Raw genomic sequence first — 23,109 nt, 5'->3', positions numbered from 1 at the left:
AGCCAAACCGGTACTAGGCAGCTGATTAACAATATTTATTTTTTCGAAGGCAAATGTTTCTTTATATTGTTCAAATGGTAATTATAGAGCCAAGCTATAATTAGCATTCGAACAATACCAACTGATTAGAGCAAAATTCTCATCAGATAGGTTCCGTAACCACTTTTAACCAATGGTTTGGCGATTTCACGCAATTGTTCTGCATTAATAAAGCCCATCCGGTAAGCGATCTCCTCAATGCAACCTACCTTTAAGCCCTGGCGCTCTTCGATCACCTGAACAAATTGTCCGGCTTGCATTAGCGACTGGAATGTGCCTGTATCAAGCCACGCAGTTCCACGGTTTAAAACGCCCACTTTCAGCTTGCCGCGTTCCAGGTAAACCCGGTTCACATCTGTGATTTCCAGCTCACCGCGTGGGGAAGGAGGGATCGTTTTAGCGATTTCCACTACATCATTATCATAGAAATAAAGGCCCGGAACCGCGTAATTGGATTTAGGAGCTTCCGGTTTTTCTTCGATAGAGAGCACATTATTAGCCTTATCAAATTCCACAACGCCGTAGCGCTCGGGATCATGCACCTGATAAGCGAAGATCACGCCGCCATCCGGGTCATTGTTGGATTGCAGCAGCTGGGAAAGCCCTGAACCGTAAAATATGTTATCGCCCAGGATCAGGGCAACTTTATCATTTCCAATAAAGTCTTCACCAATAATAAATGCCTGCGCAAGTCCGTCCGGGCTTGGCTGAACGGCATAGGTAAATTCGCAACCCAGGCGGCTGCCGTCACCCAGCAATTTCTCAAAATGAGGCAGATCGTGGGGTGTTGAAATAATGAGTATTTCACGGATACCCGCCAGCATTAAGATCGACAACGGATAATATATCATTGGTTTATCATAAACAGGCATAAGCTGTTTACTAACTGCCAATGTCAATGGGTGCAAACGGGTCCCGGATCCACCGGCCAGAATAATTCCTTTCATTTGTGAGGTGTTATTAACGTTGATTATGGTTCAGTTTACTATAAATGCTTTACTGCGGTGGAGCTTGGTGTCTACCATGACCTGCTTACTTTGAACCAGAGGCCGGATGCATTGTAAAGCATGCTGCCTTGATCCATTGCAGCACATAGACTAAAATTTATATTTCTAATACTTTTCGACGCTTCTATATATCCTGAAAACTGATTCTCTCTTTCAAAATACGGCGGCTTGCCAGGAGTTCTCTTCGTATTTAGGGAATGCCCCCAGGGGCTTGTCCCATACGTACCATAATTTTTTGAGAAGGTGAGTTTACATAAAATAGAAAAAGAGGAGACAGCCGCATCTAAACCTAGATGAAACGCTTGAATACGATTATTCGTGAAATATTCATTGATCGCAGGCAAGTTTTTTCGTGCATACTTTTTGCTGGTAAATAGTGGATTACCCAGGTTTTCTCCGTTATAGGTCCATCCTTTCGGATATAAGTAGTTATTATAATAATCCTCATCACCGGACGGTGTTATTTTGGCATCAATCTCTCCTCCCTGACTTTTGCTGTTCATAAATTCAAATAAGATCTTTTTCAGTCTCACATTTGAAGAAGATTCTCTGAAACGGTTATTGGAATATTTCAGACCCCAAAGACCGTCTTTAATGTTATTTAAATGATACAGCCCGCCAACTTCATAGAAAAACTGGTGATAACCGGTAATTTGAGAATTGTCGAAATCATATTGAAAAGCTTGATCAATGGATCCCATATGATTACCTACTTTTGATCGTGACAGACCAGTGCCCCTCTCACCATAACTTTGACCAAACACAACATATCTGTATGTTTGCAATGTTGATAGCGTAAAGTTTTCCGGATTCTGCTTTATCTCACTTCCCCAAAAAGCCTGGTGATTGAAACCTCCGATAATCTTTAATCGCCAGCTCGGTTTACCCAGTCTGGCATAAAATGATTTTTGATGTAGAAAAGTATTGACTATTGTATCTCCCCTCGCATAGTCAACAAGTTGATTTCCAAGCCAGCCATGCGCAAAATTTCCTTTGACCGCCAGTATTTTTCCTAATATAGGGATGCTCCAATATTCCGGAATTGACAACTCGACTTTCGGTACGCCCAAGGCATTACCGGAAATAGAAAAAGAGCCTGAGGATAGTGTGGAGTCAACTAAACCCATGATATCTCTGCTACGTCCTCCTTGCAGTTGAAAAATACCTAGTTTCCCTTTGATATATGCTTGTATGAGCAAAGCCTGGGTGCGGTTTCCAACATTCAATTGACCCTCTGCTCCAAATCCCCAGTCTAGAAGGTGCCGTTCCTTTGTGTCATAATCCCGTTTTGTTTCGGCAGCAAATACTGCTGAAACCCCAGACAAGGGCACACCTCCATATTGATTCGAACGCATCCAGAATGGAAGCGTGCCTTTGGACGTTACGATTGCAGCTGTTGATACCCGGTATTTTAATGCATTCTTTGTATTTGTCAACGTGTCGGCGCCCGCCTTACTTTCTGTGCCAAATATTGTATCATTATAGCTTGGCTTAACATCTGCTGCTTTTACAATGTCTTTCGAACATTGCAAAAGCATTAAAGTGAAGATGACTAGGTTTCTCGTTATCATTTAACGTATATAACTTTGATAGAACTGTTTAAGATTCAAGTAAATATTCATTATTCCTGACATAGTTACTGCCTAGTCATATCTACCAAGAGGAGTTTTACCTTTCCTCGTACATTTCCAGATAATATTTCTGATAGTTGCCCGATGTGACATTGTTCAGCCACCCCTGGTTGTTCAGATACCAGTCTACCGTTCTTTCAAGTCCTTCTTCAAACTGCAATGAAGGTTTCCAGCCCAATTCCTGCGAAAGTTTAGTGGAGTCGATAGCGTAGCGAAGGTCGTGGCCGGCGCGGTCCGTCACGTAAGTGATCAGTTTTTCGGTTTCCCCTTTCTCGCGGCCCAGTTTCTGGTCCATAATGCTGCAAAGCAACAAGACAAGGTCCAGATTTTTCCATTCATTATGGCCGCCGATGTTGTAGGTTTCGCCGTTTTTGCCATCGTGGAAAATCACGTCAATAGCAATGGCGTGATCTTCTACAAAAAGCCAGTCGCGGATGTTTTCGCCTTTTCCATAAACAGGAAGTGGTTTTTGCTGGATAATGTTGTGGATCATCAGCGGGATCAGCTTCTCTGGGAAATGGTTTGGTCCGTAGTTGTTGGAGCAATTGGAAATAACAACCGGCAATTTATAAGTATTGTGGTAAGCCCTTACAAAATGGTCCGAAGAAGCCTTCGAGGCCGAATAAGGCGAACGTGGATCGTAACTTGTTGTTTCAGTAAAGAATGTGCCCGGATCGTGCAGTTCACCATAAACTTCGTCCGTAGAGACATGGTAAAAACGACGGTCTGTGAAATCGTCTTTCCATGCTTTTTTTGCAGCATTCAAAAGGTTAACAGTGCCAACAACATTGGTCAGTACAAACGACATTGGGTCCGAAATAGACCGGTCCACGTGCGATTCAGCCGCTAAGTGAATAATGCCATGAAAATCATTTTCACTAATGAGCTTGTCAATGAATTCAGCATCAACAATGTCGCCTTTCACAAATGTGTAGTTAGGCGCGTTCTCAATGTCTTTTATATTTTCAAGGTTACCCGCGTAGGTTAGGGCATCGAGGTTGTATATATGATAATCCGGATGAAAGTTCACAAAACGGCGCACCACGTGCGAGCCAATAAAACCTGCACCTCCTGTAATTAAGATCTTTTTCATTTTATATCGTGATATTAACTTATAGCCTACGCTTCTTTAAGTATCTCTTCAAATACCGGAAGCAACTGGTCTTTCTCCGAAACGATTGGATTTTCTATTCCCCAGGGAATGTTTAATGTAGGGTCATTCCAGACCAATCCACCTTCTGATGCCTTATTATATTGCGCTGTGCACTTATAATGGAATACACTATCTTCCAATGCAGCAAATCCATGCGCAAAGCCCTCCGGAATGTAGACCATTGCACCACTTACGCCATCTAAATCAAAAAGCTCGTATTTACCGAAAGTAGGAGAGTCGGGACGTAAATCCAGTGCCAAGTCGAGAACACGGCCAGAAATAACGCGAACCAATTTTCCCTGTGCGTGTGGAGCAGATTGAAAGTGCAGTCCACGAACCACACCCTTTTTCGAAAACGATTGGTTGTCCTGTACAAATTCACCAGTCAAACCCTGCTTCTTCCAACTATCCAAATTGAAGGATTCAAAAAAATGGCCGCGGTCATCATGAAAGATATTTGGCCTGATCAGGAAGACGTCCTGCAACGTTGTTGTCTCGAACTTCATGTTTCGTTGAGTAAATGGTTTTGAAATGATTTTCGTATTTGTCAATTATATTATTCCATTCATAAATGTTTCTGATTTTGTGAACATTATTGTCAGCGAAAGATATTAAATCTTCTTTACGCGAACTATCAACGACGGCCTTCACTTGTTGGCTGTTATCAAAATAGAGTGCGTCATCTTCCAATATTGTTGAATTAAATTCATTCTTATGGGCACAAATTAATGTATGAGAAGCCATTGCTTCTAACAGCGATGGATTTGTGCCTCCCACGGAATGACCATGAAAATATATGTTCGCATAATGTCTTACATTATTTAAGACATTAATATCATAGATTCCTCCAAGGAATCGGATGTTTGAAAATCCTGCATACTTGCTTTTCAAATATTCTCCATACTTGGTATTGTGCTTTCCAACTACCAAAAAAGGTGCCTTATTATCTGCAAGTGAAACGCCTTCCAATATTGTATCAACATTGTTTTCGGGTTCTAATCTGGCAATTAACATATTATAATTACCTGGACTTACATTATAACTAGCAAGGTCAGCTACATCCGGATTTTCAAAAGGATAAGCACCGTATGGAATATATGTAGAGGAAATGTTATATTTTTTTGTTAAATAATCTTGTATTCCTAGTGAATCAGAAATCCAGTAATCGCTAAATACAGTTCCAAGATATTCAGCTTTTTTAAGGAAGGCGCGAACCAGCTTTGAATACTTCGTCCGTTTCCATTCAAGCCCATCCATATTAGTAGTTATGATGGTATTTTTCCTTGGAAGCAACCAGCCCCAAACCGTACTGCTCGTGTAGCCTAGTTGGAGAATGATGTCATAATTCTGTGAGCGTGTATGCAAAATGCAATTCAGATCATACACAAACTGTCCAGCCGTTCCCCATGAATCTTCCGGATCATTGCAATGCACAAGTTTTACACCGTTCCATTCCGATTCCTGGTAAGGGTGACTATGCGAATTATAAACTGTGATATCATGACCGCGCTCAACAAGACCTTTTGCCAGATACTCGGCAAATTGTTCAAATCCACCGTAGTGGTTGGGGACACCTCTCGTACCAATAATAGCTATTTTCATCATGAAATCGTTGAGTAATTCAGTAATCTAAGCCTTCTTTAACACCGTTTAGTAAACTGTTTTTCAAAATTTTTGAGGGTGTTAGCCATGCCCCTTCACCATATTCATTCCATGCATAAATTACGGCCAGCTTTGTACTTGTCAATTTTGAGTCATTGCCATTCATCCATGTTCTACAAGATCTAATTGATTGCACTACGGAACCCTGAGAATAGCCAACAAAACGAGCAGTTTGCCCTTGACTTTCTTCCCAAGGTCGCTGATCCCAATTTAATGTAATAGCAGGTATAAAAGGTTTTGTGCTTGATGCGCAAATAAAATTCCAAACTCTTGACTCCGCAGTTCTCATACTATCAATTTCCAACTTACCTGTGCGGGCTTTTTGTAAGCCAGAATCATGGTAATTATAACCAGTAAGAACGTCAAAATTGCATCGCTCGGCTAATGAAATCTGTGCCGGGTCTGGATAAACGCATGCTGCAATCATCACTCCTTCCAAACTGTCGTCTCTAGCCAACTCGCGGAATGTGTCAAGAGCTTTCGAAACTCCGTCACTTGACCCAAATGATTCTACCAGTGATTTGACTTCAAAAAAAGTGATTAGCGGCTTGCCATCCAATTTCAAATAGGAAGGATCTTTGAACAGTCTGATCCATTTCCGGCACAGACTTTCCCAATCTTCTGGATAAATCTTATAGCCCTTATGATTTGCAACTAGAAGGTTGAAGTTTAGTTTACGTTTATTCTTCGCTTTTAAAAATAAATGCAGAGCTTGATTTTTTGGATCATCGGATAAGTTTCCCCCTTCATGCTTAGACTTTTGATACCAACAAAAGCTAAAAAAGCTTATTCCAGAATTACTCGCTAAGTCAATCTGCTTCTGCATAATTTCAGGAGTACTCGTCAACCAACCCCATATTGGCTTCCTTTCCGGAAAGTCTGCTTTTAATTTTTTGGTTGCATGAAAGGTTTTTCCAGTCCATCCATCAAAATAATATGCTCCAAGACGTATATCTTCCTGAGCTAAGGCAATAAAAGGAACCAAGAATGATAAAATGATACCTAATAGCCCTTCCCTAATCAATGGAAGATTAGAAATTTGAATGAAGCGGTTTGTCATTAAATATTTTATCAAGTTGCTTATACATTGTATTCATCGAAAACTTATCCAGAAATATTTTTTTTGCAGCTTGACCATGTTTGGCCACTAGCGCTCTATTGTCCAGATACTTCGATAAAAATTCATTTAACGATTGTGAATCGCCTGGTTCAAATAAAAAGCCACTATCATTGTGTTCAACAATCTCAGGTAATCCGCCATGGTTTGCTGCAATTACCGGCTTACCTAAACTCATTGCCTCAATTGCAATGCGACCAAACGGCTCAGGCTTGATAGATGGAACAATGAGTACATCCGCTTTTTTATATTCGTCTGACGGATCTTCTGCAAAATCAACAAAAGTTACTTTTTCTTCGAGATTCAAAGATTTAACTAACTGCTTTAAATCAACCAGTACATTTTCGTTTCCGGCAGCAGTGCTTCCAACAACCCTTAATTGGTAGTTCGTCTGCGTGAGCTTGGCTAATGATGAAATCAAGAAATCCTGTCCTTTCCAAGAATTAATTCTTCCTATCACCAATAAGTTTACAGTATCTGTATCGAGATTTGGGACAAAAGCGTCCATGTCTCTTGCATCGGAATATCCTTCAAAGGCATTATGTACGACTACACTATTTTTGAATTTAGCGAAACTATCTTGGGTAGAGTATGAGTTAAATATGACTAGTGAGCCAGATTTGTGAATAAAAGCTGATAAAATCTTCGAAAGCCAGGGAGACGGTATCTCCCGGATATGCAAAATCTTTTTTATTTTAAGAAAAGGTGCTAGTAAATAGAAATCGAGAATTACCGATGTATTGGTATAAAGAATATCATACTGTTCAATAAGTTTCTTCTTTTCTTTGAATTGGAAAAGTGGAAACAGTATTTTTCCCCATTGAAGGTTTTTTAAATATGTCTTACTAAGCAATGACATATTTAAAAATATTACATTAACTCCTAATTTCTCTAGATGACCTGCGAGAGGGCCTGTTCGTGGTAAAGCAACTGTAATATCAGTATAACGTTCGGTTTTCTTCAAGTAGTTTACTACCTGGAGAAAACTCCGATCAGATCCATACAAGTCCGCACTTTGATGAAAGCAGATGATTTTCATCTTATTATTTTAATTTCTTGACAAAAAAAATCCTATTCCCTTCCAAATCCTATCGGCAATTAATTGCATGCCTTTGTCAGAAGGATGTTTCCCTACCTGCGGATTAGTGTAAATGTTAATTGCGGTGTTCTCTGATTGGTTTTCATAAATACCATTGAGATCAACATAACTCCAGCCATTTTTCTGACAAACCGTATGAAAGATGTTGTCCACCTCTGGATTTGGCCAGAAGCTACCCACCAGGCATACTTTTGTTCTTTTATCTCCAGCTATGAAATCAACTAATAACTCCAAGTGCAAAGCAAGTGAATTTTTTATTGCAAGATTTTTATCAATGTTTTCACCTATTTTCAGGATAATCAAATCAGGAGATAATTGTCTCATCTCTCGAAATTGGGTTGTATCCATCTTCCAAAAGACTTTCTCGAAACTGTTTGCAATGTTGAAATATGAAATATTAGCCTCGGAACGCTTATTCCTTATGCTATCTTTAAGTACGTGCACAAAATCCTTTGCCTGAGCACTAGCGGCCATACCCCAATCTCCATACCAACCAATGCTAGGGGAGGATCCATGCACTGTAATACTGTTTCCCAAAATCAACACTTTTTGGACTTGACTATCAGGTTGAGAACAGGCAAGCGTTGAGGTTAGAAGCACGTAGATTGAAATCAACCGTGCCGAAAATAATTTGGTTATATATGTATAAATACAATTATGCATTGTCACTTATATTCGTCCTGGATTTAATTACTTTAGCAGGAACACCAGCAATGATGGAATTTTCAGGCATACTTTTCGTTACAACTGCGCCCGCTGCAATGATAGAATTACGTCCAACCTCTACTCCTGCTAAAATTGTAACTTTTGCGCCTATCCAGCAATTCTCACCAATTTTAATCGCTGCTCTAGTAGTCCCCTGATCTTTGATCAGAACATCCAAGCGGTCATAGTTATGATTTTCTGGATGACAACTGAAATACTGACCGATAATGCAATTCTGCTCAATAGTTAAGCCGCCCGATCCACCTAAACTAGCAAATTGACCGATACCAACTCCATTTCCTATTCTTATATATTCACCGACCCGGTTGAATGCAGTTGAAATAATTATTTGGCTATAAGCGCCAACACTGACCCCTGATCCAATAGATAGTTTGTGTTTCCCCATTGCGCTCAGTTGAACACCGCTGTCAATTTTGGTCCATTTGCCTATTGATATATTTCCATAATTAAAAAGCCTAACGTTACTGCCAAAAAATACTAAACCAGGTTTCTTGCAGTGCAAAAGATTAATAACAATGCCTCTTAATAAACAAATTGCCTTTTCACTTACAAGACTCAGGATGATAGTTGAGTTAATAGCATTGTCAAACTTGAAATTAGGGTTTCTGTAGCGAATTATCTTTTGAATAATACCTTTCATGTTTTCGATTTTAGTATAATTCCTAATTTGCGTTATCCTACGAATCGAAGACGGTTGCGTATTCCGTCATTTACACCCCAATAGATAGCTTTAACGGATTTATGGTCACCTGATATTGTAAGTTTGACTGTTAGATACAGAACCCAACGAACACCGAAAACTAGATAGAAAACAGGCAATTTCATGCTTGAATAATGTTTTTTCTGCAGCAGAATTTTATTGCGGGCTGTTAAATAGAATGCAAGCCACTTACCTCTGTTACTTTTGAAAGTGTGGTTAAACTTGTGGTATATTACTGCTTTTGGATTATACTCAATGGTGTGCCCTGATTTAATGATCCGCATACTGTAATCCACATCCTCGGTATTAGCAAAAAAAATATTATCTAATACGCCTACCGACTCAATAGATGCTGATGAAATCAAGGCACAGCAACCATTCATATATTCAATCGTTTTGCCTTCATCATATTTCCCTGTGTCCTGTTGATCAATACCATAGTGTTTTACAATCCCTGTAACAGGTGAAATTTTACCACCGGCAAACCAAATAACATTTGGAGCATGAGAAAAATATATTTTAGGTACCACAGCATAGCACTTAGGATTATTGTCGAACGTTTTTAACATTTCGGTTAAGAAATTAGGCTCGACTGTTGTGTCATTGTTGAGTAGCAAATAATAATCGGAATTATATTTTTCCTTAGCAAATACTATTCCTTCATTGTTGCCCCCGGTAAAGCCCAAGTTTTTCTTAAGATCTAAAATATCCAGTTTGAGATCACCAAATTCAGCTCGTATTTTTTCAACAGACCCATCGTGAGAACCGTTATCTACTAGTACAATGTGGTAATTATCATGATCAATTTGATAGAGCGATTCTAGGCATTCTCTAGTTACGTCGTACCCATTCCAGTTTAGAATAATGATTGAAACTGAGGATCTGTTCATGAATATAAATAGTTTCGATTAATAATTCTGTTAAACGCTTAAGCTAGAACTTGTTTATAACTTCGCTGAAACAGATTCAAATGTTTAAGCAAAGAATATAAAAAATAGGATAAGGTTCCAACAAGTATCGGAACTTTAAAGACAATCTGATGAATAAAGGTCAAACCGAACATTAGCAAAGCTAAAATCATAGTATAATACAGGTACTTAGTCGCAACTTTCTTTATTTCAGGAATAACTCTTCCTGAAATTATAAAAAGCAGAACTAAATCAACAACCATTCTTGCTGTCCAGGCCACTGCAGCTCCCATTACACCAAAGTAATGCAGCAGTGTAAATAACAGAGCAACATAAATTGGAAGCTCTATTATATGAAGTTTCGCTGTTATATTCGGATGGCCGGTGCTTTGTAACAATGCATGTGGCAGTCTTGCAACACTGTTAACAAAAAAGCCAACGACTAAGCATTGAAATATTAGTCGGCTAGTGTCTGCAAACTTTTGTCCCAGCCATATATCGAAAGCTTCCTGGGCAAATAGGATCAAGGTTACTGACATTGGTATCATTCCCAGCAACATGATTTTACAGACACTTTCAAAAATTGCTTTGCCCTGATTTTGCTGGGTTCCCCAGATATTGGAGAAGATAGGAAACATGACTGAGATTAAAGCTACGGGAGCCACGCCCAACTTATTAACCATATCTACCGGTACAGTGTAATAAGCAATTGCACTTACCGATATAAGTGAACCAATAATGAAACGATCAAGCTGCAACATTAAAGGACTTATTATGTTGCTTGCGGTAAGCCAAGCACCATACTTAAACAAAGAAGATAATAACTCAATCCGAAATGTACCTAGGGTAAGCGCGTTAATCTGATAACAGATAAATGTGTAAAAAGCGACAGAGATTAGCCGTGAAATAGCGAGTAAAATTGTTGCAAGCATTAAATCGTTAGACCAATAAAGTGCAACTAACGGGCTTACAAAGTTCAATATTCCTAAAAATAGCCTAATAATATTAATCTCTTTAAATGCTCTGTGTGCTTCAAGGAGCCCAATTAGCGCTGCTTGAAGAACAACAAGAGGCACACTTAATGCTAAAACTCTAATTGCGTTGATAGATTCGATCCTTAAATTTTCGCTTACTTTTAAGGTATTAGTAATCAATGAACTTGTGGATAATAAAATCACGGCTGCTAAAACTCCTAGCAAGGATATGATTATAAGAGAAGTCTTAATTAAATCAGGTAGTTCTTTTGCTTGAGGTCCTCCAAGCTTTTCAGATACAAGCTTGGTAAGTGCGCGGCCCATTCCGAAATCAAAAATGCTAAAGTATCCTATTACAGCCCAGATTAGAGTCAAAAGTCCAAAGCGATCATCACCAAATCCAGAAATAAGTTTAGGAATTGTAAAGATAGATATAGCCAGAGGCAGTCCTGAACCTAATAAATTCCAAAGGACACTCTGAGCAAGATTAAATTTTTTCACAATTACAATGATTTATTTAATATCAAATCCTCCTGACGTTGTTGGTGATAGATAGGTAATGGCTTTTTGAAGACATATAGTAGGATGGATATAAAAAGGAACCACCAAAACTCGAAACTTACAAAATCACTACGAATCCCCGCAATCATGAAAAAATAAAGAATTGAATAGGTGATCAATCTGTATATAAACTTTGTATTTAAGATCTTGACAGACTGATACAAATAAGAAAAGATAGCGGAATACAATGCAGAAGATACCAGCACTCCACCAAACGAAAAGTCGGCGTACATCGGCGATATAAAAGTAGCTGCGAGACCTGCACCGTGCCAGGTTCCCCCAATCATAGTCTTGAAAAACATGCCGGGTGTTGGAGTGCTGTCAAAAGGCAATGGCATCAACAGCGGTGAAATTTGCAGAAGCCCAAACGTAAAGTCTGTTTTTGACGGCATATTCTCGATGACGACCGACAAACCATATACCGCCGTACTTAATTCTATTTGCCCGTAGTAGATAATCCCAAGCAATGGTGAGTCAGCGCCTGCCTGTCCTAAGCCATACCAAATATCATCACCAAGCAAATTATAAGCTCGATAATAACCAATCACACCAACGAAAACTAGTCCGATCAAACCAAACAATAATATCTTCCAAATCCTAATTTGAAAATATAGAAAATGAACCAGAATGAGAGATGGGACAATAAATTTAAGCAAACGTGATCTTGACCCAGATAAAATAGCGATGACAACAAATGAAACGATAATTAAATATGCCCAGTAATTGTTCTTCTTGAGACCCAGTTTGCGATTTACGAGAACGTATGCCAAACAGCAAACGGACATAACATCAACCGTTGTTGCAATTGTTGCCAGGTACCCACTACTAGCATAAGCCATCCTCGCCTCATCGACGTTTTTACTAAATAAAGGAATTCCACCACTAAGCCATAAGTAAGCTGTTACGATGTATGAAAGGACTGAGAATATAAAAATGATTTTGAAGTTGAATGATTTTACAAACTTCCAATAGATTTCCTTAGCAGAACTAATACTTTTTTTCTTTTTCTCAAATGCCGAGGCAACTACCAGTGCACCAATTGTAAATCCACAAATTGCTAAAATATAAGTCAGCCATTGCTCCTCAGGGATTGGTTTTAAACTCAATTGTGAGCCTATTAGAAAATAGGATGAGAACAATAATGTATACCCCGGCCATGGAGCAAAAATGTGATCGTACGATGCTGATTTTACAGAGTCATAAATGACTTTGAACAGCAGCGCACCATACATTAGATAAAAGATTGACTGCATCATAAAATTAGGTATTTATGATTTGAGAACATAAGTTTATGCGGACTCCAGTGATACTTATAGACATTCCGCTATAACCAAGCTTGTTGAATATAAACTCAATGGCTTAAACTTGAATATGCTGATTCCGAGATTAAATTTTCAGCACACCAATTCTGCCTTGGATAATTTTTGCCCATGATTTTTTTGAAAGGTGTGCTGTCGCTGCCGATTAGGGTAGCTTAATAATGCTATTATGGTTATAGCGGCCGCCTAACAGGCTTAGCGTTAGGCGGGATTTAAAATGGTAGGTTGAAGAGTTCATATCGTTGAGTAATATTGCCACACACATGGCAATTAATGAATAGTTTATACCGCAAATGAATTCACCGGATTATTTTCTTGAGCCTTTTACCCAGGCTACTTTGTTCACTTTCCTCGGAATAATAGCCATAACCGTAACCACCGTAACCATATCCATATCCGTAGCCTGCTCCGTAATTTACACCATTGAAGATTACAGAAAGATTTGCGAATCTACGGGCTTTTTGAAGGTCACCGATGCGACGCAAATGATCCAGTATAGTATAGTTGAAACGGACAATGTATAGGGTTGCATCAACATACTCGCCAATAAGCGCTGAATCAGTTACTAAGCCATACGGTGGAGAATCAATAAGAATATAATCATATTGGTTCCGAAGCTCGGCAAGCATTGCTGGCAACTTTCCATTACTCAAAAGTTCCGATGGGTTTGGAGGAATAGGACCGCTTGTAAGAACATCAAATTTGGGATGTACTCCTGTTGATTGAATAAAATCCACGTAGTGGCCTTGACCGATCAAACAGTTAGAAGCTCCGAACTTATTTGGTACTTGCAAACGCTCGTGAAGGGTCGGCTTCCGGAGATCTAAACCGATTAATAAAACTCTTTTGTCAGAGTAAGCTAAGCTTGCAGCCAGATTTATACTAACAAAGCTTTTCCCTTCACCACCTATAGAAGAGGTAAACATAATTACCCGACAGCTTCCATCACCTAAATATTGAAGGTTGGTTCGCAATGCTCTGAATTGTTCCGCGACCGCACTCCGGCTTGTCATTTTAATAATCGCTTCTTCGGCCAGCGGATTTCCGCCAGCGTCTTTCATTTGACCAATCTCACCCAGAATTGAAGCTCTTGTAGCTTTTTCTATTTCTTCTCTGCGCTGAACGGTGTTATTCATCAAAATCAACAAATTGATAATTAGAATAGGAAGTATAAATCCGGCAGCACCAGCTCCAAGCCAAATTAATGCTTTTCTAGGCTTAACTGGATTAAATGTTGATATAGGAGCGTCAATTAATCGGCTGTCCGTCACGGTAGATGCATAGGCAAGAGCCGTTTCTTCACGTTTCTGCAATAGGTATAGATATAACTCTTCTTTGATAGACTGTTGACGCTTAATGCCTACAAATTCACGCTCTTTCTTCGGGATACTGCGTAGACCAGCAGAAAATCTAGTGTTAATATTTTCCAGATTACGTTTGGTAACAGACATTCCTCGCTTCAGATTTTGAACGTTTTCTCTGATCGATTGACGTGTACCGGCAAGTTGCGTATTTATCGTTTGCAGAAGAGGGTTATTCGGAGAGGTGGTTCTTGCATATCTCTCTCTCTGAAGATCCAGTTCGTTATACTTAGTTAATAAAGAAACAAGTACAGGATCATCAATCATATAAGTTGCAGGTGCGACTGCCCCTTCACCTGCATTGTTAATGTAATTGTCAACACTTTCAAGAATGCTAATTTTTGTATTTACTTCATTAAGCTTTGAGTCATTCTCTTTGATATTTTCGAGAAATAATTGAGACTCAGCGCTTATATCAGTAATGCCCTGATTAGTTTTATAAGATTCTACATCCTTTTCAACGTCCCCAAGTTCCCCGGTTATTAATCCGAGACGATTTTCAATAAATTTAAGTGTATTGCTGGCCTCGCTATTTTTATCACTCAGTGAAGACTGGACATATACGTCCAGCAATTTATTAAGAACATCTTTTGAACGTTGAACATCTGTATCTTCAAAAGTCAGTTCCAGAACTGTACTTTTAATATTTGGTTGTGCAACAGCAAGACGCTTCAACATCCCCTCTGCCAAATATTTGACATCAGTGAAATTTACTGTAATATCTTTTACGTCAGATGCGCTGCCCTTCAAAATTACAAAAGCACCCCAGGCATTATTAAAACGTTGGTTAAAAGTAAATAGCTTTTCTTCATCGTTGAAGCGGAAATGAAGACTATCTACAATATGAATAACCATAGGCTCTTCAAGTGCATATGGTGTTATTACCTCAGATTTTACAACAACAGGGCTGGTTTTGTACAAATTAACCGTCCGTAGAGCATCCTTTGTCGAATAGGAAACGTCTAGGGAGAGCTCCTTGATTACCTGCTCCATTAGTGTTTGTGACTTAATAATCTCTAACTCATTTTCTACCAATTTGTTTCCACCAAATTGAGTACTTAATTCAGACAAGATGTCTCCCTGGGCACCACTTAAACCTTTATTTTCATCCTTGATAAGTATGCTGGTTTTTGTGCTGTATATTGGCTGAGTAATCTGCAGATAAAAGAAGGCGATGGTTAAAGAAAGAAATATGAATATTGGAAATAAGTACCAATACCTTATGTATCTTGAAGCATACTCTTTCAAGTTGAATGACTGCTCGTCTTCTTCCAAAAGATGCAGTGATGTTGTGTTGAGTCCGTTGTCTTTCATAACTAGTTGATTATGTTCATTAACAAGATCTCTTGGCTACAGCCTGACCAAGTTTAAAATTAGAATTCCGAGGGTACTAATGCCTCCTACAATAGTTACAATTAAAGGGACTGTCCGAATCCGGCTATCTGTATCCAACATTCTTGCCTTAACTGGTTCAACATAAACCACATCGTTTTTATGCAGATAGTAGTAGGGAGAATTAAAAATATCTCTTGATGTCAAATCTATTCTAGCATATGAACGTTCGTTATTTTCTTCACGGATAATCATTACAGTGCTGCGATTTCCATATATCGTAAGATCTCCTGCAAGACTTAAAACTTCTGGAAGTGTTATTTTTTCATCCGGGATCACATAGACGGCTGGTGACTTAACTTCGCCAAGTACGGAAACTTTAAAGTTCAGGTTGCGAACAATTACAGATGGTTCTTTCAGATAATTTAACAAACGGGTCCGGATTGTATCAGCTGCATCATTTGTGCGCATGCCGGAAACTTTCAACTTTCCGACCAAGGGAACCTCTATATAGCCATCAACATCCACTAAATATCCTATTGGTTGAACACGAGGCCCTCCAACATTCGAATAATTGGTACTGGCAGTGGTAAATGTATTCGGTGTGTTAAATACTTCATTCGCTTCTGCGTTTAAGCTACCCACAATAATTGCCAGGATGTCGCTGGACTGAATAATTGGAATATACTTTTGATTGATTTCTTGAGATGAAAATGCCGTTGTGTCTCCTTGGAAATACACAATTGACTTTGGAGAAACACAAGATGTGGTTCCCGTAATTGTTGTAATTAATATTCCAGCTGCAAGAAAAAGTGATGGTAAGCGGGAATTTAAAAATATGCGCATATAGGGACTTTAAGTTACGTTGAAATTTAAAAAAAAAGATAATGATTTGAATTTGTGAATGTTAGCTTTTTGCGTAGTTGATAAAATAAGGCCACTGATAAGCTGAAATGGTACTGTACCTTAATTTTTCACTTCAAAAACCTAACGGCAATCTTATTATAATCCAAATTATAGCAGAACTGTATTTTATACAAATATAAGAAAAATTCAATTACCACAAATTATAACATCTGCAGTTTTTCGTTTTGAAATGGATAACTGGACAACCACTCATTATTGTTTAGCCTTTGAATCATATCCAGGTGCTGAATCTTATGCGCATCACTACCTAAAAAAGTAATCAAGCCATTTTGCAAAAGCCAATTTGCCATATCAGCAATGGTTTCTCCATAATAGCCACTTAGAGAAAGCAGATTAACTTGCAACTCACATCCCTGATTGACCAGTTTTCTATAAACCGATGGATCGGAATAATAGTAAGTGTAGCGTTCGGGATGTGCCAGCACTGGCTGAAACCCTTTTTCTATTATGTAGAACAGAGTTTCCGATACATTCAGCAGGGGGGTCGAATATGGAAGCTCTACTAAAACTCTATTACCCGGCAATGTCAGAATTTCTGAATCCGACTGCAGAAGTTCCATAAAATGCTCGTCAATAAAATATTCAGCTGCGGCATCAATTCTGATAGGCAATCCTTCGTGTTCAGCCGCCATGCGAACTTCGTGTAACCCCTTATTTATTATTTCAGGTGTGTTCTTATAGCAATCCCAAATGATGTGCGGTGTTGTGATAACGCGACTGTACCCAATTGAGGACATCTTTTCTAACATAGCTAACGCTTCTTCAATAGTCTGGACACCATCATCGATACCAGGAATGATATGGGAATGTATGTCTACTCCAATATGGGCAAGATTAACTTTGTGGACTTCTTTCTTCTTGAACAACCAATTCAGCATATATAGGCATAATAAAAATCTCAGTAGAACCTAGTATTTTACTTTAGTGCACTGTTGTGGTTCAAATCCAAAAAGTAAAGATGCTCCTTACTTGACGTTCATTCATATCGTTTTGAATGAAATAGCAATAGGGTACACAAGTTTTTGGAACAAGACCGTACACGGCCAAAGCAGGCTTTTCATGACGAAATTTATCTAAGACGAGTCTTTTATTTGTAACGCGAAGGAGGAAGTCTGTGCATGCAGTTACAGTACTTGTAAAGGAGTGTTTTTTCCAACTCTGTGTGGAAGTTAATCCGAAATCCAAAATCCGCCAGACAAACTTGTTTGGAATTGGTTCACTAGTAGCTTTTTGAAGAGCGATTTTCATATAAGACGTTGAGTACATGCAAAGGTACTAACAAGAATCAATTATAAAAATTCGCCAAGACAAGATTTGAATTATTCCTGGATTTAGATCTTAAAAAACAAAAATTTCTTAAAACTTTACAATGTGACGGCAGGTTCTGCAAGCTGTCCAACATCTTCCGATGACGTTCTTCGCTACTATTTCTCGATCAGCACAAAGCATTGCTTAATAAATCTTTGGCTCATCAAGGTGTGCAATGTCAATTTCTAGGGTTATCCCCCAGATCATTATCGCTGTATAGTTCTCAACAACCTCTGCCAGCACCAAGTCAACTGTGCGTTACAGTTGTATTAATAGGGTTTGATGGATCTCTCATGTCTGGTAAACAAGATATCAGACAAAAAGAAAAACAATCAAAATTCTACAAATCGGGAAACAATTTGTAGAATTACTTTGTTAACATTTCGAGTTACTTTCTATTTTCATGGTTTTCTATTAATTTTTCGTAAAATTACATCGATGTAAAATGTTTTTGATATAGAAATACTTTTACACAAAGGATTCTACTCGCCCTTACACAACACATGGCTTTTTTACAAACCTACACTCCGGTATTATCCCAGGCAGCAGCTGCTCACCTCTTGAGGCGTGCTACTTTTGGCCCAACCAATCAAGAAATTGCTTCCTTCACTGGCAAAAACGCTTCTGAGGCTGTCGAGCTACTAATTGCAAATGCATCACATCGTGCAACTCCACCACCTCCCGTTGAGATGGATGAAAGCCGTGCTGATGCGGGACAGCCTTTTCTCACCAAGCCATTCGATCAAAGTCGAAATTCCAACTATTACAATTATGTGAAATATTGGTGGATTGGCTTAATGGCGGAACAAAACGGACGTCCATCTATTCTTGAAAAGCTTACTGCTTTCTGGCAAAACCATTTTGTTGTAACTCAGGCGGGTGTGGAAGATTTTCGCTACATGGACAGATACTTGAGATTTTTGAGATCTAATGCACTTGGCAATTTCAAGGATTTAGTCATAGGTATCTCGAAGGATCCTGGAATGCTGATTTTTCAAAATGGTAATGAAAATGCGAAAGAATTGCCGAATGAAAACTATGGAAGAGAATTACAAGAGTTGTTTGCTGTGGGGCAAAAGGACTTCAGCGGCAACTATAATTACACTGAACAGGACGTTAAAGCTGCGGCGCAAGTTCTGACAGGATGGCAAGCATTGAACAAATTTAAGGAAGGTTCAACGACAATCGGCGCAGTTTTCAATCCGGACAGGCACGATACTTCCGATAAGACTTTCTCTTCCAAATATAATAATACGACGATAGTCGGTAGAAGTGGGTCAACTGCAGGGGACGAAGAATTAGGTGATCTTGCTAATATGCTCTTGTCTCATCCAGAATCTCCAAAATTCATTTGTAGAAAGCTATACAGATGGTATGTCAATCCAAATGTAACACAGGAAATAGAGGATCAAGTCATAGTTCCTTTAGCCTCTTTCTTCTCAAGCAGCGCCAATAACTATGCAATTGTCCCTGTCATAAAAAAACTTTTATCTAGTGATATTTTTTTTGATACAACTAATGTTGGTGCAATTGTAAAGTCCCCGGCAGAATTACTCATCGGGGCTGTTCGTCTGTTTGACCTGCCGGTCCCGAATATCACTACTGAATATGGGGCATTTCAGCGAATGATTGCTTTTTTAGGTTCAGCTATGAACAGCCTTCAGCTAAATCTGCTTAATCAGCCTTCCGTTTTCGGTTCTCCCGCATATTATCAAACTGGCTACTCCAAAAATTGGATTAATGAAAGCACACTAGGGCTTAGAGGTGCACGTACAGATAATTTGGTATATCCATATCTGGAAATCAAACCAGGCTATTTGTTAGGTATTGATATTCTGGCCCGGTTACGCGCTATACAGCCTAATTTCTCTGACGTCGCCAGCTCACCTGCGATTACTTGTGAAAAGGTTTTAGAAGAATTATCAAAGAATCTCTTCGCAATTGAATTGAATCAACAACAGAAGGATTTCCTAATCGATTCCATCATGATGATGAAGAGTAGTGCAAGAACAACATGGATCCGTGAGTGGGATGCCTATCGAACTTCTCCAGCAGACATTTCAAAACAGAACATCATTTTATGGCGATGCCGCACGATGCTGAAATACATGTTTAGAATGGCTGAATATCAAATATTTTAAATCGTAAACAAATGAACAGGAGAAACTTCTTTTCAGCAGGAGCTGCCCTTATGCTGCCTGTAATGCTAGATGGTTTTGGAATTAAATCGTTAGCCAAAGGTTCTGCACTTGTCCAGTCTTTAAAACGTACAGCAGCATTAAATAACGATCGTGTATTGGTCATCATTTATTTAGCCGGAGGCAATGATGGTCTGAATACGGTGATTCCACTGGAATATTACTCGAAATATAACGAGCTAAGAACCAATATTGCAATTCCGGAAAGCAGTGTACTTAAGCTTCAGGGAAATGTTGGAATGGGCCTTCACCCTGCCATGACCGGGATGCGCGCACTTTATGATGAAGGTAAGCTTGCTATCGTAAATGGAGTTTCATATCCCAATCCGGATCAGTCACATTACAGATCTACGGATATATGGATGACGGCGGTTGACGCTTCGCAATATGCATCCAGCGGCTGGGCTGGGCGATACCTGAACGATCGCTTCCCAGGATATCCCGAAGCATATCCGACGAGTGATATGGAAGATCCGTTAGCGGTCCAGATTGGGCAAATCAGCACAACTGCGCTTTTAGGAAACGATCAATCAATGGGAATCACTATCCAGGATCCTAACATATTTTATCAACTGATTGGAGAACCAAGTACAACCTTAGACACAAATCTTCCTTGCTGTGATGCTGGTGAGTTAATCTCCTTTATTCGTCAAAAACAAGTAACAGCCGTAGGTTATGCCGCTGAAATTAAAGCGGCTGCGGACGCTGGCAGAAATCTAGCAAGTTATCCAGCAGCTTCTGAAAAAAATGAGCTGGCCGACCAGTTGAAAATTGTTTCAAGGCTTATTCACGGCGGGCTTAAATCGAAGATCTATTACGTAGAGCTGGGTGGCTTTGATACACATTCTGGACAGGTAGGGACTAATAGTACTGAGGGGACTCATGCAATTTTACTCAAAAAGCTGTCTGATGGGATTGCGGCTTTTCAAAACGACTTAAAACTACAGGGAATAGAAGATAAAGTTTTGGGAATGACTTTCTCTGACTTTGGAAGACGCGCAACTTCTAATGCTTCCAAAGGAACTGATCACGGAGTCGGTGCACCAATGTTTGTTTTTGGTACTGGAATAAAAAGGCAATTGGTAGGTACAAATCCTGATCTTATAAACGGGCTGCTTCCAGCTTCCCCACCTTTATGGGATAAAAATCGTGACATTAAAATGCAGATCGATTTTAGAAGGGTTTACTCCGATGTTTTAAACGACTGGTTTGGTACAGCTACATCAAAGACAAGTCAACTACTCTTCAAAAATTTTCAAACCACGTCGCTGTTTTCTGATGTCGTGCAAACCATTGGTTCTGGTTTCTGGGCAAATCCGGAAATCTGGTCTCATGGCCGAGTTCCCTCTTCCCGGGATATAGTTAACGTTAATTCCGGCCATAAGGTAACAGTGGGACAAAATATCGTTGCAAAAGACGTAAAGGTGCAGGCGGGTGGAGAAATAACATTTTTGGGCGACTATAATATTAACATCACAGGCTAACCATTATATGAAGAACCTATTCAAACTTTTAGTTAGCATCTTTTCCTTAATCCTTCCTGCATACGCATTGTTTGCTCAGTCAACAGGGATTATAAAAACAGAAAGAAATCCTATTGGTATTGTCAGCTTTTCAGAATCATCAAAACTTACTGGAATTGGAGATGCAAAGCATGTCGACGGTTATGCGAAAAAATACGGCACCGCATTCTTTATTTTTCCAGTTGGACAAAATGGCGTCTATCGGCCATTTGCAGCCGATGCAGATGGAACATCCGGTGCCTACTTCATGGGGAATGTAGGCTCGGCCTCAGTGCTAACAAGCGGGCCGTTTAACCTAAGTCAAAAGGACAGTTCTATCAGAACAGTCAGTGATAAGGAATACTGGGATATTAACGGCTCAAAGGCCGCAAAAATATCGCTTAGCTGGAATGCTGCTAGCAATTTAGCCGTGCTAACTGAAGATGCGCTTAACCGCGCGACTATTGTAGGTTGGAGCAAAGCTAATTCAAGATGGGAGCGAATCGTATCTGTTCTTGATGAAAATGCTTTAACAGGAGGGGGGAGCTCATTAAGTGCAGGATCCATCACAACAGCGCAAGCAATCATTCCAGATAGTTATGAAGTTTTTACAATAGGGTGTTCTAACGCAACATCCCTACCGACAAGTTTTAGCGGTAATCTTGAAATTGTGTCCGATTCAATTATTCAAGGTTGGGTATGGGATAAAAATCATCCTAATGCTGATTTAATAGTTGAAATACTTGAAGGGAGTGTAGTAATAACTAGTGTGAAAGCTAGTGAGTTGAGAAATGATTTAGAAAATGCAGGAAACTATGGTTTTACCCTGCCAATTCCTATAGCCTTGAAAGATGGTAAGGCGCATCAGATAAGTGCCCGGGTCCGTAACTCATCATATATATTAAATGGCTCGCCCAAGGAACTGGCATACTTGTATGAAGGCGTTTTCGAACAAACAGATTGCTATACTATAAAAGGTTGGGTTTGGGATAAGAGGCGCCCTAACTCAACACTTACTATCGAATTAGTAGAAGGAAACACGGTATATGCAACCGTTACTTCCAACTCATATCGCGCAGACCTAAAAGATTCGGGTAAAGGAAGTGGCAACTACGGGTTTAGTTTCGCTTTCCCGGCGGCGCTTAAAGATGGGAAGGCACATGAGCTGAGTGTCCGAGTCAAGGGTGGAAACTATCTTTTACCTGGATCAGCACAGCAAACAAGTTGCTCAACATTGCAGTACATCGGTGTTTTTGAAGCGGCTGACTGTAAAGTAGTGCGCGGCTGGGTTTGGGACAGGAGCTACCCAGCCTCACCACTAACGATCGAGCTTTACGAAGGCAGCACCGTATATGCAACGGTTGTATCAGATGCTTTCCGCTCGGACCTGAAAAACGCAGGTCCTGGCAGTACGGGCAACTACGCCTTCAACTTTACTTTGCCCGCGACTTTGCTTGATGGGAAAGCGCATCAGTTGAATGTCCGGGTGAAGGGCAGCAACTACATTCTGAGCGGGGGTGCCAAGACTGTTACGTGCTACTCACAATTATATGAAGGCAGCCTGGAAACGGCAGATTGCAATCAG

17 protein-coding genes and 1 pseudogene are annotated in these 23,109 nt (G+C 39.6%); 3 read left to right on the top strand and 15 right to left on the bottom strand.

Annotated features, from left to right (window positions below):
- Positions 1-125: 125 nt before the first annotated feature.
- The 15 genes from rfbA to G395_RS0125075 form a co-directional block, all read right to left on the bottom strand.
- Positions 126-986, bottom strand: a complete 861-nt coding sequence (rfbA, locus tag G395_RS0125145) for a glucose-1-phosphate thymidylyltransferase RfbA (RefSeq protein ID WP_026632571.1) — start codon at positions 984-986, stop codon at positions 126-128.
- 71 nt (positions 987-1,057) lie between these two features.
- A complete protein-coding gene (locus G395_RS30410; protein WP_084439856.1) occupies positions 1,058-2,617 on the bottom strand; it encodes a capsule assembly Wzi family protein in 1,560 nt (519 codons plus the stop codon).
- A 97-nt stretch (positions 2,618-2,714) separates the two neighbouring features.
- Positions 2,715-3,770 carry a dTDP-glucose 4,6-dehydratase gene (rfbB, locus tag G395_RS0125135; protein WP_026632570.1) on the bottom strand — a complete coding sequence of 352 codons (1,056 nt, stop codon included), beginning with the start codon at positions 3,768-3,770 and terminating at the stop codon, positions 2,715-2,717.
- Positions 3,771-3,796: 26 nt separating this feature from the next.
- The gene (gene rfbC, locus G395_RS0125130) at positions 3,797-4,336 is read right to left on the bottom strand and encodes a dTDP-4-dehydrorhamnose 3,5-epimerase (RefSeq protein WP_026632569.1); all 540 of its coding nucleotides are present in this window, start codon (positions 4,334-4,336) and stop codon (positions 3,797-3,799) included.
- Entirely contained in the window at positions 4,275-5,435 is a 1,161-nt protein-coding gene (locus G395_RS0125125) for a DUF1972 domain-containing protein (RefSeq protein WP_211237802.1), read from the bottom strand. The genes rfbC and G395_RS0125125 overlap by 62 nt, the downstream gene beginning before the upstream one ends.
- 16 nt (positions 5,436-5,451) lie before the next feature.
- Positions 5,452-6,552: a glycoside hydrolase family 99-like domain-containing protein gene (locus G395_RS30405; protein ID WP_051350396.1), complete on the bottom strand. Its 1,101-nt coding sequence runs from the start codon at positions 6,550-6,552 to the stop codon at positions 5,452-5,454.
- The gene (locus tag G395_RS0125115; protein WP_026632567.1) at positions 6,524-7,648 is read right to left on the bottom strand and encodes a glycosyltransferase family 4 protein; all 1,125 of its coding nucleotides are present in this window, start codon (positions 7,646-7,648) and stop codon (positions 6,524-6,526) included. Before G395_RS0125115 ends, G395_RS30405 begins: the two co-directional genes overlap by 29 nt.
- A 9-nt stretch (positions 7,649-7,657) precedes the next feature.
- Entirely contained in the window at positions 7,658-8,245 is a 588-nt protein-coding gene (locus G395_RS0125110; RefSeq protein WP_157486817.1) for an SGNH/GDSL hydrolase family protein, read from the bottom strand.
- A gap of 118 nt (positions 8,246-8,363) precedes the next feature.
- The gene (locus tag G395_RS0125105) at positions 8,364-9,074 is read right to left on the bottom strand and encodes an acyltransferase (RefSeq protein ID WP_026632565.1); all 711 of its coding nucleotides are present in this window, start codon (positions 9,072-9,074) and stop codon (positions 8,364-8,366) included.
- A gap of 32 nt (positions 9,075-9,106) precedes the next feature.
- Positions 9,107-10,024, bottom strand: a complete 918-nt coding sequence (locus tag G395_RS0125100) for a glycosyltransferase family 2 protein (protein WP_026632564.1) — start codon at positions 10,022-10,024, stop codon at positions 9,107-9,109.
- Between the two features lie 38 nt (positions 10,025-10,062).
- Entirely contained in the window at positions 10,063-11,517 is a 1,455-nt protein-coding gene (locus G395_RS0125095) for a flippase (protein ID WP_026632563.1), read from the bottom strand.
- A gap of 2 nt (positions 11,518-11,519) precedes the next feature.
- On the bottom strand, positions 11,520-12,833 hold the full coding sequence (locus G395_RS0125090) for an O-antigen polymerase (RefSeq protein ID WP_084439854.1): 1,314 nt from the start codon (positions 12,831-12,833) through the stop codon (positions 11,520-11,522).
- Positions 12,834-13,195: 362 nt separating this feature from the next.
- Positions 13,196-15,571 carry a GumC family protein gene (locus G395_RS0125085; protein ID WP_026632561.1) on the bottom strand — a complete coding sequence of 792 codons (2,376 nt, stop codon included), beginning with the start codon at positions 15,569-15,571 and terminating at the stop codon, positions 13,196-13,198.
- Positions 15,572-15,607: 36 nt separating this feature from the next.
- Positions 15,608-16,435, bottom strand: a complete 828-nt coding sequence (locus G395_RS0125080; RefSeq protein ID WP_026632560.1) for a polysaccharide biosynthesis/export family protein — start codon at positions 16,433-16,435, stop codon at positions 15,608-15,610.
- Between the two features lie 221 nt (positions 16,436-16,656).
- Positions 16,657-17,394: a tyrosine-protein phosphatase gene (locus tag G395_RS0125075; RefSeq protein ID WP_026632559.1), complete on the bottom strand. Its 738-nt coding sequence runs from the start codon at positions 17,392-17,394 to the stop codon at positions 16,657-16,659.
- 933 nt (positions 17,395-18,327) lie between these two features.
- On the opposite strand from G395_RS0125075, the gene G395_RS0125065 reads away from it, so the two are divergent.
- The 3 genes and pseudogenes from G395_RS0125065 to G395_RS0125055 all read left to right on the top strand — a co-directional run.
- The gene (locus G395_RS0125065) at positions 18,328-19,965 is read left to right on the top strand and encodes a DUF1800 domain-containing protein (RefSeq protein ID WP_026632557.1); all 1,638 of its coding nucleotides are present in this window, start codon (positions 18,328-18,330) and stop codon (positions 19,963-19,965) included.
- Between the two features lie 11 nt (positions 19,966-19,976).
- A complete protein-coding gene (locus G395_RS0125060) occupies positions 19,977-21,506 on the top strand; it encodes a DUF1501 domain-containing protein (protein ID WP_026632556.1) in 1,530 nt (509 codons plus the stop codon).
- A gap of 7 nt (positions 21,507-21,513) precedes the next feature.
- A pseudogene (locus G395_RS0125055) lies at positions 21,514-23,109 on the top strand (T9SS type A sorting domain-containing protein); the annotation flags it as partial.

Origin of the sequence: Dyadobacter alkalitolerans DSM 23607 (assembly GCF_000428845.1) — a bacterium.
Classification (GTDB): Bacteria; Bacteroidota; Bacteroidia; order Cytophagales; family Spirosomataceae; genus Dyadobacter; species Dyadobacter alkalitolerans.
This window is presented reverse-complemented; position numbering and strand designations above follow the sequence as displayed.

Bases quoted from the DNA above. Each gene is read 5' to 3' on its own strand.
- rfbA (WP_026632571.1), bottom strand. From the start codon at position 986: ATGAAAGGAATTATTCTGGCCGGTGGATCCGGGACCCGTTTGCACCCA.
- G395_RS0125115 (WP_026632567.1), bottom strand. From the start codon at position 7,648: ATGAAAATCATCTGCTTTCATCAAAGTGCGGACTTGTATGGATCTGAT.
- G395_RS30405 (WP_051350396.1), bottom strand. From the start codon at position 6,552: ATGACAAACCGCTTCATTCAAATTTCTAATCTTCCATTGATTAGGGAA.
- G395_RS0125090 (WP_084439854.1), bottom strand. From the start codon at position 12,833: ATGATGCAGTCAATCTTTTATCTAATGTATGGTGCGCTGCTGTTCAAA.
- G395_RS0125080 (WP_026632560.1), bottom strand. From the start codon at position 16,435: ATGCGCATATTTTTAAATTCCCGCTTACCATCACTTTTTCTTGCAGCT.
- G395_RS30410 (WP_084439856.1), bottom strand. From the start codon at position 2,617: ATGATAACGAGAAACCTAGTCATCTTCACTTTAATGCTTTTGCAATGT.
- rfbC (WP_026632569.1), bottom strand. From the start codon at position 4,336: ATGAAGTTCGAGACAACAACGTTGCAGGACGTCTTCCTGATCAGGCCA.
- G395_RS0125100 (WP_026632564.1), bottom strand. From the start codon at position 10,024: ATGAACAGATCCTCAGTTTCAATCATTATTCTAAACTGGAATGGGTAC.
- G395_RS0125075 (WP_026632559.1), bottom strand. From the start codon at position 17,394: ATGCTGAATTGGTTGTTCAAGAAGAAAGAAGTCCACAAAGTTAATCTT.
- G395_RS0125085 (WP_026632561.1), bottom strand. From the start codon at position 15,571: ATGAAAGACAACGGACTCAACACAACATCACTGCATCTTTTGGAAGAA.
- rfbB (WP_026632570.1), bottom strand. From the start codon at position 3,770: ATGAAAAAGATCTTAATTACAGGAGGTGCAGGTTTTATTGGCTCGCAC.
- G395_RS0125060 (WP_026632556.1), top strand. From the start codon at position 19,977: ATGAACAGGAGAAACTTCTTTTCAGCAGGAGCTGCCCTTATGCTGCCT.
- G395_RS0125125 (WP_211237802.1), bottom strand. From the start codon at position 5,435: ATGATGAAAATAGCTATTATTGGTACGAGAGGTGTCCCCAACCACTAC.
- G395_RS0125105 (WP_026632565.1), bottom strand. From the start codon at position 9,074: ATGAAAGGTATTATTCAAAAGATAATTCGCTACAGAAACCCTAATTTC.
- G395_RS0125065 (WP_026632557.1), top strand. From the start codon at position 18,328: ATGGCTTTTTTACAAACCTACACTCCGGTATTATCCCAGGCAGCAGCT.